Origin of the sequence: Pedobacter sp. MC2016-24 (assembly GCF_015223055.1) — a bacterium.
Taxonomy (GTDB): Bacteria; Bacteroidota; Bacteroidia; order Sphingobacteriales; family Sphingobacteriaceae; genus Pedobacter.
Map to the genome: position 1 here is coordinate 144,911 of NZ_JADFBX010000004.1, position 13,026 is coordinate 157,936.

At 42.2% G+C, this 13,026-nt stretch carries 11 protein-coding genes; 9 read left to right on the forward strand and 2 right to left on the reverse strand.

Features of this window, described 5'->3' with window-relative positions:
• Nucleotides 1-23: 23 nt before the first annotated feature.
• Entirely contained in the window at nucleotides 24-776 is a 753-nt protein-coding gene (locus IM797_RS11530) for a competence protein CoiA (protein WP_194127283.1), read from the forward strand.
• Here the strand turns inward: IM797_RS11530 and IM797_RS11535 are convergent.
• On the reverse strand, nucleotides 769-1,008 hold the full coding sequence (locus tag IM797_RS11535) for a hypothetical protein (protein WP_194127284.1): 240 nt from the start codon (nucleotides 1,006-1,008) through the stop codon (nucleotides 769-771). The genes IM797_RS11530 and IM797_RS11535 overlap by 8 nt on opposite strands.
• 266 nt (nucleotides 1,009-1,274) lie before the next feature.
• Here IM797_RS11535 and IM797_RS11540 point away from each other — a divergent pair, with 266 nt between their 5' ends.
• A complete protein-coding gene (locus IM797_RS11540; RefSeq protein ID WP_194127285.1) occupies nucleotides 1,275-1,748 on the forward strand; it encodes a JAB domain-containing protein in 474 nt (157 codons plus the stop codon).
• A 116-nt stretch (nucleotides 1,749-1,864) separates the two neighbouring features.
• Here IM797_RS11540 and IM797_RS11545 read toward each other — a convergent pair whose 3' ends face one another.
• The gene (locus IM797_RS11545; RefSeq protein WP_194127286.1) at nucleotides 1,865-3,826 is read right to left on the reverse strand and encodes an ATP-binding protein; all 1,962 of its coding nucleotides are present in this window, start codon (nucleotides 3,824-3,826) and stop codon (nucleotides 1,865-1,867) included.
• 202 nt (nucleotides 3,827-4,028) lie between these two features.
• Between IM797_RS11545 and IM797_RS11550 the strand changes: the two genes are divergently transcribed.
• The 7 genes from IM797_RS11550 to IM797_RS11580 all read left to right on the forward strand — a co-directional run bounded on the left by IM797_RS11550 (nucleotide 4,029) and on the right by IM797_RS11580 (nucleotide 13,016).
• The gene (locus tag IM797_RS11550) at nucleotides 4,029-4,499 is read left to right on the forward strand and encodes a LexA family transcriptional regulator (protein WP_194127287.1); all 471 of its coding nucleotides are present in this window, start codon (nucleotides 4,029-4,031) and stop codon (nucleotides 4,497-4,499) included.
• 4 nt (nucleotides 4,500-4,503) lie between these two features.
• A complete protein-coding gene (locus IM797_RS11555; RefSeq protein WP_194127288.1) occupies nucleotides 4,504-4,908 on the forward strand; it encodes a hypothetical protein in 405 nt (134 codons plus the stop codon).
• Between the two features lie 2 nt (nucleotides 4,909-4,910).
• The gene (locus IM797_RS11560) at nucleotides 4,911-5,522 is read left to right on the forward strand and encodes an alpha-ketoglutarate-dependent dioxygenase AlkB (protein WP_194127289.1); all 612 of its coding nucleotides are present in this window, start codon (nucleotides 4,911-4,913) and stop codon (nucleotides 5,520-5,522) included.
• Between the two features lie 485 nt (nucleotides 5,523-6,007).
• The gene (locus tag IM797_RS11565) at nucleotides 6,008-6,601 is read left to right on the forward strand and encodes an RNA polymerase sigma-70 factor (protein ID WP_228098820.1); all 594 of its coding nucleotides are present in this window, start codon (nucleotides 6,008-6,010) and stop codon (nucleotides 6,599-6,601) included.
• 111 nt (nucleotides 6,602-6,712) lie between these two features.
• Nucleotides 6,713-7,873, forward strand: coding sequence for a FecR family protein (locus IM797_RS11570; protein ID WP_194127291.1), 1,161 nt, complete (start codon nucleotides 6,713-6,715; stop codon nucleotides 7,871-7,873).
• A gap of 272 nt (nucleotides 7,874-8,145) precedes the next feature.
• A complete protein-coding gene (locus tag IM797_RS11575) occupies nucleotides 8,146-11,619 on the forward strand; it encodes a SusC/RagA family TonB-linked outer membrane protein (protein WP_194127292.1) in 3,474 nt (1,157 codons plus the stop codon).
• Between the two features lie 26 nt (nucleotides 11,620-11,645).
• Nucleotides 11,646-13,016, forward strand: a complete 1,371-nt coding sequence (locus IM797_RS11580; protein ID WP_194127293.1) for a RagB/SusD family nutrient uptake outer membrane protein — start codon at nucleotides 11,646-11,648, stop codon at nucleotides 13,014-13,016.
• Nucleotides 13,017-13,026: the final 10 nt, after the last annotated feature.

The following is a 13,026-nucleotide window of genomic DNA, read 5'->3' on the forward strand; positions in this document are numbered from 1 at the left end:
TGCTTGGATTCGTTTTCAAAAATATGCAGTATGCTTTTGTAGATGGGAGTAAAGTAGAAGCCCGGAAGGGACTGAAAGGGATATGCATAGGATGCGGAAATGAGATGATTCCTAAATGTGGGGAATCAAAATTGCACCATTGGGCGCATCGGGTATTGACGAAATGTGATTCCTGGTGGGAACGCGAAACGATCTGGCATAGGGAATGGAAAGATCAATTCCCCGAAAGTTATCGGGAAATCAGCTTTTATGACGAAATTATGCAGGAGTACCATAGGGCAGATGTGCATACCCCGGAAGGATTGACCATTGAGTTTCAGAATTCTTCGCTTTCAATTGCGGAATTGCAGAGCCGGGAGGCCTTTTATCAGAAGCTGATCTGGGTGATCAATGGGTTGAAATTTAAGGGATTTAGTTTGGGTAAGTCCATTCCGGATCCAAAGAGCGCTATTTTGAAAGAGTATGAACTTAGCGGTGGATCTCATGTGGTGTATACCAGAAAGTCAGAAAGGCTTTTCCCGCCAAGGTTAAAAGATAAATTCACGCTGGAGCATCCTGCCTTTAATCACATTCAAGCGTCGAATATTCATTATTCTTTTGATTGGAAGCATGCTCATAAAGCCTGGTTGCAAAGTAATCTTCCTGTGTTTATTGATCTGGGTGGGCATTTTCTTTATTGGCTGAAAAAGCGCGAACAGGCATCAGGTGAATTTTTCTATTTGCAAATGGTGAGCAAGCTTACTTTCATTAATAGATACCACAAACACCCTATTTGATTGCAGAATCAGGAGATTCATGCGCGTGTATCGCTTCCCTGATGGCATTTAAAAGAGGCAAGTCCAACTCACAGTCGGAGGTCAGGCAATGTTCGTGGTTTTGATCATCTAATTCTATGGTGCCTATCTTATCTTCATCCTGGTAGATATCAAATACGTGGTTACCTAATCGTGTAATGTTATAAGTATGTTCCTGGCCGTTACTGGCGACCTCTATTCTAAATTGATTCATCCCTTTACTTTTTGGAATAACAAGCGATCAGAAGGAATTGTTCGTCAGTCGATGTTAATCTATTTTTCCTAAGGTGAGGCTCTATAAAAAATCAATTATTCAGCCAAGTTCCCCAGCCGGTGGACATAGGGGTTCGCTTCGCCAAAGTAGTATTCAAAAAATGGGTATCCCTTCGGGAGCCTCCACATTTTTTGAATCTCCACTTTGCCCCAATGCCACCGGCTGGGGGGCAGGCACCATAATTAATTTTCATTAAATCAATAGTTATGGAAAAGCTGCAAATTCAAAATGACTTCTCAAAAGTCGCTGAAATTAAAATCAGTTACCTGCCTAAGTTCAAAGCTTGTGAATGCCCCAGGGTTACTTCTTCCAAAGAAGGATTCGGAGTAATGTTCAAATGTTGGAATAAAAATACCATTTCCTTTCAGGAAGAATTTAAGATCCTTTTACTGAACCATCATGGTAGAGTACTGGGATTCTACCACATTGGTACCGGTGGTATGGCTGGTGTAGTAGTGGATGCTAAGTTAATATTTAGTGCAGCATTAAAAGCCTGCGCCAGTTCAATTATGTTGTTCCACAATCATCCTTCAGGCAACCGCATACCAAGTACTGAAGACATCAGAATTACTGGAAGATTAGTAGAAGTGGGTAAGCTGTTGGATCTTCCCGTTTTGGATCATTTAATCATCACGCCTGACCAAAGTTACTTTTCATTTGCGGATGAAGGGCTGATCTGATTTGCCTTCGTCCAGGGAACATATTCTTTGTTTCCCGAATAATCTTCCTAAGGATGTTCTGTTCGTTTAAAATATAACAGAATAACTCCTTGGATTTTTAAATCAAAGGGGCTGAATTAGCTTTTAAAATCAATCGGTAAATATTCTTTATATTTCTTTTGCAGATACTCTAGACCCTCCTCATTATCTTGCAAATTTAGGTTCAATTTTTCCTTAATAAATTCGTGTCTAAGTTTTGCTTCGTTTAAAATATGTCCCCATGGCAAAATATAGACATCAAAGTTATCTCCTTCAGCTACATGACCATATTTTCTGTTTTTTTGCTGGAGATAAGGCTCTATTTCCTTTTTTATATCTTTGGTAACCAGAATAAATTTCCACTTGGTTTTTTCTTTGGGAAACCTTGGATCATTTGAGACTTTTGTTGCATAAGATTCTATTTGCGTTTTTTCAGTAAAACCAGCATCAACAGTTGGTTTTTTTAATTCGATAATCAGATTTTCTTTTCCTGCATTGCCCATGCTATACTGTTGCCATAGACAAACATCTGGTATTGTCTGCAAATCTTTATTTTCAGATTGCTCGACAATCTCAAGGAAATCTTCACGTTGTAAGGAATCTTTTAAATATGCTTTAAGGACGTTTTTTAGTGTAACATCATCAACGCCATACGTGTAGTTATCGCCAAATATCCAGGTTTCATTTACAATAATTTTATGGAGATGCTTTCGTTCCTTAATGTTTTTATTCAAATCAGGACTGTAAATTATCTGTTCTAGTCCGTTAAGTAGATTAAGACGGTTTTTTATTTCCGTCATTGTATCTATAATATTTGATAGGGAGCTGTCTTCTAATATTTCAGCCAACTCAATTCTTTTCTCTTCAGGCAATTCAATGACTTCAGAAAGAATTCGTTGTAGAGCAGTCGAATCCTGCTCTAGAGCTTCTTTAATTAATGTTAGTGTAAATTTTTTATTTTGATCATCCTGATCATCGAACGTAGGTAAGTACTCATGAATTTGCAATGCTACGATGTCGAAAACCTGCCGTTTACTAACTTCAACTACGTTTTCAGCCTCGCCCTTGTACGGATAAATACCCTTAGATTTTAATTCGGTAATAAATTCACCAGAATACTGATGTAATCTCCTGCGTACATAATCTCGCGCAAATTTTTTAGATTCTCCAAATACATTTTGCAGCGCATCATCGAAGTTCTCTAAATCGATCCGATTTTCTTTATGTAGTTTTTCTATATAATTAGACTGGATGAATATTGATATAGGAATGGACGACCGTATACCTAAATTGAGCTCTCTAAACGGGACACCTTTTACACTACATAAATAGGCTTTTTTCTTGATGTCAAAATTCCACTCTAAAATTTTTATGGTAAATCTGTATGTCAGTGAACCGTCTTGAATAGTGATTTCTTTCTCTTCAGAATTTTTAATTAGAGATTCAAATTCTAGTTTATGCCCATTAAAAAGTATGACGAAGTCTGGGTAGTTAATCCAATATGAAGCGAATTTTTGCTCCAGATCTTTTCTGTTTTTCTGGTCTATTGCCTGATGACAGGTTTCTTGGTTAACATTCTGAATTGTAACTGTAAACCCTGTTTTGTCTTTATTATCTTTAATAAGTTTAGGGTCACCAATTTCCGATTTGGACAGATCATTGTGATCTATGGTTATTGTAAATTCTTTAATTCCTTTACTACTTTTATATCTGCTGTTAAAAATAACTAAATCACCCAGGGCGAGTGATTTATATCTTCCTTTTCCTTCTTTTCCATGATATGGCCTACCGTTAGGACTGGAGTTTTTTATTTTTTTTTCAGAACCGCCTAACCTTCCGAAAACTTCTTGCGCATTCTCATAAGTAATGCCACTTCCGTTATCTGATATAATGATTTCATCAATAAAGCTTACCGCATTCTTTTTGTAGTCAATGTTTATTAAGGTTGAATCTGCATCGAGAGCGTTCCAAATCAATTCTGATATAGCAGTAATTCCATTGGCTCGTGTTAAGGATTCAATATGATCCTTTTCGACACCTAAATCAATTGTTTTTGACATATGTTTAAAGTTAGCGTTATAAATTTTTCATGTTCTTATAAACCATGTTTTGGTAAATATAGCAAGATTTTACCAATCGGGTGTCTATATATAAAGCTAATAAAAATAGTTTTATATATTCTTAAAAACTAAAAATATTAGTAATTTATTTGAAATTGCATCATGATTTAACCTAGCTTTGCAGGTACCTAAGTTTTAAATCATGAGAGAAGTTGAGCTGTTCAAAAGGGGAACTGCGCAAACGCTGGTACCCTTGTTTGCTAAAGATGAAAAATTAACCTTTCAAAGTCCTGTATCTGAATATGAACAGTTGCGCACCACATTAAACACCGAAGGTGAGGTGAGTAGCCATGAGCTTTATTTTGCAAAAGTCATAGGCGAGGGAATGATCGCTTCCGGTATTTTTCCGGACGACATGCTGGTTGTGGATCAGTCGCTGGAACCAGAGCAGGGAGATATTGTAGTTTGTGAACTGGCGGGGAGTTTTATGCTCAGGGCTTACTACACAAAGGCTGGCAGAGCATATTTGCTGGCAGATAACAATTATTTTAAACCTGTCGAACTGGACAAAGGAGCCAATTGCCGGATCTGGGGAGTAGTACCATTCAGTTTGATCGACCAACGAAGGAGGAAAAATGCACGTATCAGCCGTTTTGAACAATTTTTACGCTAAGACGATGAGAAAATCTGGATATACGCCGGAGGGCTATCTTTGGCAATTGGAGTACCGGGACACGGTGAGACTTTTACAGGAAAAGCTGTTGTTGTTTATCCGGCTGAATGAGAAACTACGGAATAACATCGGCAATCCTAGTCGTTTCGTAAGCAATTCTGTGGAGGCTATTGAATTCAATTTTATCGAATTTTCGGAAGGGTATAGGCTAAAATTTATTGAGCCGGATTTTGACAAATATTGTATGCGGTTGATGGAGCTGCTGGAACCCGTGCTGACAGGTTTTGTAAAGGAGATCGGTTATGGAGCGCATGGTTTCAGGTTCAGGTTTCGTTATGGAAGCGAGGTGCTGGAAAAGCATAAATCCATTTGGGGTATCAGTCATGGCGGTGAGGATCAACGGGCGTAGCGATGGCGGAACAGTTTGCTTTGTTTAAGGAAGCAGGACATACGCCTGGTTTGCCGGTTGAGCTATTGGAATATCATCCTGATCTGTTCAGCGAGCAGGGCGCGCAAGTTTTATTGCATAAGTTCATTGCGGAATGTCCCTGGAAGCAAAAAGTAGTGAGTATGTATGACAAGCAGGTTTTGACGCCCAGATTGACAGCCTGGTACGCTGACGGGGAGACTTATGATTATACTTCTTTGCGGAGATCAGCACCAAATGCCTGGACGCCGGAATTATTGATGATTAAGGATAAGGTAGAGGTAATCGCCGGTGTTAGGTTCAACAGTGTGCTCCTCAATTATTACCGCGACGGGAATGATTCAGTAGCCTGGCACAGTGATAACGAAAAGGCGTTGGGAACACATCCGGTTATTGCTTCAGTAAGTTTTGGTCAGGTTAGGTGTTTTGATATCCGTAGGAAAAGTAACCATAGTGAAAAATACTCGATCAGGCTGGAGAGTGGGGCTTTAATGATCATGAAAGGGGATTTGCAGGTAAACTGGGAGCACCGGGTTGCCAAATCATTGAAGCCGATGGGGCCAAGAGTGAATTTGACTTTTAGAGTGGTGATTTAATAAAAATAGCAGATTTTATATTTATTTCAGTTGGCATATATCATTTGGATTGGTACATTTGTTTTGAGAGCGTTAATTTAAGCGGGAGTAACCATGCAAATGGATTTATTCCCGCTTTTTCTTTTTTACAGCATTGTCTCTTGAGTTAAAAGCCGCTCATCTATAATAATCTTGCTTTTGCCCTAGATCTACTACCAGTGTGACAAGTTCCAGAAATATTTCAACCTGTACTAAGGGTAGGTACCTTTTTTTGGACGATATCTTAGATCCGATACAAGATATCTTCCTGAATAAGGGAAATGCAAGTAGTAGATGATTCTAGTATGAACAAGTTAGAATCTGGTCTCCAGATTCGTGGATTGGAGAAACGTTAACAACTTTTCCAAAATAAATATTTACTATTGCCCCGGATATCTGTAAATTTATACAGGTACAGGCAGCCAGGTATTACTTACCAAATACGAGGAGGCTAAATGTTAAAGGGTATGAACAATTATAATAACCTTACTGATAACGAATTGCTCGATCTGCTCAAAGCAGATCAGCAGCAGGCTTTATCTGCCCTATATTTTCGCTATTGGGATAAGTTATTGGTTGTTGCCGGAAATCGCCTGGACAATCCTGAAGTCGCCGAAGAATGTGTACAGGATGTATTCTTTAGTCTCTGGCAGCGCAGGAATGATCTTAAACTTAAATATTCCCTGGCTACCTATCTTGCTGTTGCGGTAAAATATCAGGTGATTAAACAATTGGATAAACAGTACCGTCTGCAGGATCGCAAAGATAAATCTCTTCATGTTAGTGAGGAACCATATACATCGTCAGCAGATGAACACTTATTGGAGAAGGAGCTGATGGAAAGGATAGAAGCTGCGGTGAATCGTCTTCCTGAGAAATGCCGTATTGTATTTAAACTGAGCCGGGAACAGGGGATGACCAATAAACAGATTGCTTCGGATCTGGACATTTCTGAAAAGACGGTGGAGGCGCACCTTTCGAAAGCGATTAAGGATCTCCGCAGTGACCTGACTACGATTTCTCCATTGCTGCTTTTGTGGTTCTTTGGAAACAACAGTTAAAAGGTCACTTCTGGCCTGTCTTAACATTAAATTCATTTTTTTTAAAATTATTTTAACCTGGACTAAGGGGTAGCTCATTTTTTTCGGACTATAGGGCAAAACAAATCCGAAATGGAACAGGAATCCGATATCAAACTGTTACGGGAGATTGCCCATAAGCTTCGAGCAGGAACTGTCTCTGATCAGGAGCAGGCTTACTTTGATAAATGGTATATGCAGCACAAAGACGAGTTACTGGAATTACCGGAAGGGTATGCCAGTAATCCTTTGGTGATTCGTGACCGGATGCATGATAACCTGTTGGCTCAGGTCAACGCGGAGAATGCGGTGAAAACATTCCAAATTCCGGGAATCTGGTGGAAATCTGCTGCGGCAGCAGTATTGTTGGTTGGTGGCTTATTTTTCTTCATCAATAAAGATCAGCCGGGTACAGTGAAGCCGGATGTGGCTTTTGTGCAAGAAGATATTGCTCCGGGCAGACAGTCGGCTACTTTGACATTGGCTGATGGTAAAAAGATTATGTTGTCTGATGCTGTAAATGGGGAGTTGATCGAAGAGGCTGGAGTGAGCATTACTAAGGCGGCTGATGGTCAGCTGGTCTATGAAATGAAAGATAAAGGGCAGAGTGCTCAAAATAAAATCAATACGCTTTCCACTGCTAATGGGGAGACTTATCGGCTGCGTTTGCCTGATGGTTCCTTGGTGTGGCTAAACGCTGCTTCTAGTTTAACCTATGCTTTTTCTCTGAATGAGCGTGGAGAAAGGCGGGTTAAACTGAGTGGCGAAGCGTATTTTGAAATAGCGAAAGATAAGGCACATCCTTTTGTGGTAAGTACGAATCGGCAGGAGGTGCATGTACTGGGTACGCATTTTAATGTGAACAGTTACTCCGATGAGCCAGTGACGGCGACGACCTTGCTGGAAGGTTCGGTTAAGGTGGTTTCAGGAAAAAACACGGAGGTGCTGAAGCCTGGGCAACAGGCCATAAATTCTGGAAATTCACTTGCGGTCAATAAGGTGGAGTTGGATAATGTGGTGGACTGGAAATCCGGGGAGTTTTACCTGAATCATGTGAACTTTAAACTAGCGATGCGGAAGATTGCACGCTGGTATGATGTAGAAGTTATATATAATGCTTCTGTCCCGGATGATATGGAAATTGGTGGCTGGGTGTCCCGGACGGAAAAGCTTTCTTCGGTTTTAAAATCAATTGAATCTGCTGGTCTGGTCAAGTTTAAGGTTGAGGGACGCAAGATATATGTGACTAAATAATTAGATCTACCTGAGAAAACGAATTAATTGAATTTTGGACGATTTAAAAAAGAGAGGTGAAGCGCAGAGAGGAACTTTAAAAAAACAACCAGACCTTATAATAAGACCTGGTTGACGTTTGGCGACAGCCAATAATTATCAACTGAATACCGTAGTTGCCCGCGCCGTGGAAAGTTAGGGCGTACTACTTAAACCAAACTTATCAAATGTATAAAAAATATCCTTGGAAATTGGGTATGCCTGTGCGGCTATACCAGAAAATCTTGCTGATTATGCGATTAACCACCGTTTTATTGTTAGCGTGTCTCTTGCAGTTAAGTGCTGCTACTTTTGCGCAGCGCGTGACTATTAATCAGCGCAACGCCTCTTTGGAATCTGTTTTTAAGGAAATCAGAAAGCAGAGCGGCTATAGTTTTATTTATGATGTTAAACTGTTGAAAGAAACCAGCAGACTGAATATTGCAGTAGTTGATGTAAGTGTCGAAGAGGCGCTTACAAAAGTGCTGGATGGCCTGAAGTTGACTTATGAAATTGATGGCAGAATTGTTTCTATTAAAAAGAAGCCGGAGCCTTCCTTTTTTGATAATCTTAGTTCCCGTTTTGCTGGTATTGATGTTAAGGGTAAAGTCCTTGGCGAAAATAACCAGGTATTAGCTGGTGCGATAGTTAGGGTTAGGGGAACTGGGAAGGCAGTAAGAACGGATGAAAAAGGTGAGTTTTTGATCGGTAATGTGGATGAAAACGCGGTGCTGGTGATTTCTTATCTGGGGTATGAAAGTAAGGAGATTAAGGCTGCGAGAGAGTTGGGGGTGGTTGTTTTGACAGTTGCAACCGGGCAACTTGATCAGGTTTCGGTTGTTTCAACAGGATATCAGATTATACCTGCCGAGCGCGCGACGGGATCTTTCGTTCAGATAAATAACAATTTGCTCAATCGCAGGGTAAGTACAGGGATATTGGAGAGACTTGAAGATGTCACTCCAGGCTTGCTTTTCAACAAAGGCAGGTCAGCAGGGGCTGGCCTGATCAGTGTACGGGGACAGAATACCATATATGGGAATTCCAGTCCATTGATTGTGCTGGATAACTTCCCATATGACGGCGATATCAATAACATCAATCCCAATGATGTAGAGAGCATCTCTGTACTCAAGGATGCTGCGGCGGCTTCTATCTGGGGCTCGCGGGCTGGTAATGGTGTGATTGTGATCACCACTAAAAAAGGACGTTATAACCAGGCCGTCAAGATAGGCTTTAATGCCAACGCGACCATTGGTGATCAACCGGATATCTTTTATCAGCCCAGGATGTCTGCTGCGGATTTCATTGGTGTTGAAAAAATGCTTTTTGACAAAGGTTTTTATCTGAATGCCGAAACGGGTTTCAATAATCCGGCGATTACGCCTGTGGTGGAATTGCTGATTGCCCGGAGGGATGGAAAAATAAATACTGCGCAGGCGGATGCGCAGATCAATGATTTGGCCGGATATGATGTGCGCAATGATTTTGATAAGTACTTTTACCGCAAAAGTGTAAACCAGCAGTATGCACTGAATTTTAGTGGTGGAAGCGAAACCCAGCGCTTTAACCTCTCAGGAGGTTATGACCATAACCGGGATAATCTGGTAGGAAACGGTTTTGACCGTTATACTTTTAATGGGGGACAGTCCCTGAATTTACTGAATAAAAAGCTGGAGATCACGACAGGGTTTTATTATAGCCAGAGCAATACCACGACAAACAATCTGGGTACCAGCCTTATCGGGCTTAAAACAGGTAATGGCCCTTCGCTTTATCCCTATGCAAGGCTTGCCGATGATGCAGGCAATCCGCTTGCGATGACACATGACTACCGGCAGGGGTTTATACAGGCCGCCCAGAAGCGGGGATTGCTTGACTGGAGCTATAAGCCCTTGGAAGAAATCTATGTGGCGGATAAAACCCGCAAACTGATCGATTATCGGCTGAATTTTAACGCCAGCTACAAAATCAGGCCATATCTTTCGCTTTCCTTATTGTACCAGTACGGACAGACCATCACTGGCGGGCGGAATCTCCAGAGCGAGAAATCGTATTTTACCAGGAACCTGATCAACAACTTTTCGGCGGTCGATACTAATGGGAAACTCACTTATGCTATTCCGCGCGGGGCGATACTCGATCTGAATGATCTCACCGCCACCAGTCAAAGCATTAGGGGCCAGCTAAATTTTAACCGTCAATGGAATGATAAACATAGTCTCACTGCCATTGCAGGATACGAGCTTCGTGATTTCCATACATTGGGTAACAGCAACCGATCATATGGTTATGACGATAGCCATGCAACTACTTTGGGGGTCGATTATCTCAGCCAGTTTCCCCAATATGCAATCCCGGGTTCGCTGGCAGCTATCCCTTTTTATAACAGCATGACCGATCTGACCGACCGGAATATTTCTTATTATTCTAATGCGGCGTATACTTTCTTGGACCGTTATACCTTTTCGGCCAGTGCCAGGCTTGACCGGAGTAATCTTTTCGGGGTAAAAACAAATCAGCAAGGAGTGCCACTGTATTCGGCGGGACTCGCCTGGAATATCAATAAGGAGAATTTTTATAGCCTGGACTGGCTTCCATATTTAAAAATGAGGCTGACCTACGGCTATAATGGCAATGTGAATAAAAGTCTTTCTGCCTTCACAACAGCGATATACATCACGGGCAATGCCATCAATACGGTATATGCGCAGGTCATCAATCCGCCAAACCCTGAGCTGAGGTGGGAGCGGGTACGCCTGATCAATATGGGGTTTGATTTTGCAACCAAGAATAACCGGATCAGCGGAACGGTAGAGCCTTACTTAAAAAGGGGCATGGATCTGATCGGCGACATTGCTTTTGCGCCCTCATCGGGTATCACCACTTTTCGTGGTAATACAGCAAATACCCGTGGTGCGGGCATTGACTTTAGTTTAAACAGCCGGAATTTAGTCGGTGAATTGGGTTGGCAGACGAGTTTCTTTTTTAGCCATGTCAAGGATAAAGTTGTGGATTACGTGCTGCAGCAACCGGCAGGCAGGTATGCGCAGTTATCCGACAGCGAAGTGTATCCTTTGAATGGGAAACCCTTTTATGCGGTATACAGTTATGCTTTTGCAGGCCTTGATTCGCAGAGTGGTGACCCTCAGGGTTACCTGAGCGGAAAAATAAGCAAAGATTATAATCAACTGTTAACTTCAGCAACACCAGATAACCTAGTTTACAGTGGGCCTGCCCGTCCGGTAAACTATGGTGCCCTGCGTAATACTTTCACTTACAGACAATTCTCCCTCTCCGCAAACATCAGCTATCGCCTGGGTTACTATTTCAGGCAGCCCGGGATTCTCTACTCCAGCATTCTTTCCGGACAGGGCTACTTTCAGGGGAGGTACAATGAGCGCTGGCGGAAGCCCGGGGATGAACTTATCACAACCCTACCCTCGATGCCTGCAGTCATCAATACGGCAAGGGATGATTTCTATAATCTTTCAACGGCCACTGTAGAAAAGGCTGATAACATCCGCCTGCAGGACATCAACTTATCTTACGAATTCGGTAAAAGCTTACAGCAGCGGCTTACACTCAGTAAACTGCAGATCTATCTCTATGCCAATAACATCGGGATCATCTGGAAGTCGACCAAAACCCATTTTGACCCAGATTATCCTGTCTTTGACTATCCGCCAGCTCGTACAGTCGCGCTTGGCATCAAAGCAGATTTTTGAAATGATAATCATTAACACTAAATATTATGAAACCATTATATTTACTTATGTTGCTTTTGCTGTCCGGGCTGCTTTTCAGCGCCTGCCAAAAGGAATTTCTGGACAAAAAACCAGACAAGGGCCTGCTCATTCCAAAAACCCTGGATGATTTTAATGCCTTAATGGATAACCTGACGATATTCAATATCAGTCCAGCGCTTCAGGAAATTTCAGCTGATGATTTTTACGCCACAGATGCGGCACTGGCTGGATTCACAACCGCGGTACAGAAGAACAGCTATTTATGGGCTGGGGATCTCTATCAAAATGAGCCCTGCACAGACTGGAACTTTCCTTATCAACAGATCTTTTATGCCAATATCATTTTAGATGGGCTAGAGGGACTGAAAGGGCTTGATGGATCAACGGCCGATTGGAACACCACCAAAGGAAGCGCACTTTTCCACCGGGCATTTGCTTTCTACAACCTGGTGCAGCTGTTTTCTAAACCTTTCGATAAAAATACGGCAAGCATAGATCTGGGCGTGTGTCTGCGGCTTACTGCTGATGTGAATGCAAAAGCGGGAAGGGCTTCCGTCCAGGAGGTTTACGACCAGGTGATTGGTGATTTGCTTGAAGCAGAGAACTTATTGCCACAAACTACCCAGTTTAAAAGCCGCCCTTCCAGGGCTGCAGCGGATGCACTACTGGCTAGGGTATACCTGAATATGGAAAATTATGAACTGGCGGATAGATACGCGGCAGCTGCGCTTGTGCTTAACCATTCCCTGCTGGATTACAATACCATCAGTCCGACCGCGACCAATCCATTTCCATCTTCTCCTGCAGCCGACAATCCTGAGGTCATATTTTATGATAAGCTTATCCCATACGGATTTACCACTTCGACCAAGGCAACGGTAGCAGATGAACTTTACCTGCTTTACGCAGACAAGGATCTAAGAAAAAGCATATTCTTTGCAGGCACCGCACCTTTCTATTTCAAAGGGCGTTATGGGAGCTCCCGCCTGCAGCTGTTTGGTGGCCTGGCTGTGGATGAATTGTACCTGATCCGCGCAGAATCACTGGCCAGGATGGGCAGTTTTGCAGAGGCCATTAAACAGTTGAATACCCTGCTGATCACCCGCTGGACCAAAGGGACTTTTCAGGCCTCGAGTGCGAATGATGCGGAGGATGCCCTGAAGATTATCCTTAAAGAAAGGCGCAAGGAGCTTGTCTTCCGGGGACTGCGCTGGGGAGATTTGAAGCGGTTAAATAAAGATCCACGCTTTGCGAAAGCAATCGTACGGACAGTTGCAGGACAGGTATATACGTTAAGCCCGGGAGATAAACGTTATGTGCTTCCTATTCCGGCTGAAGAGATAGTTGCCAGTGGGATCAAACAAAACGAACGTTAAACAATTAATT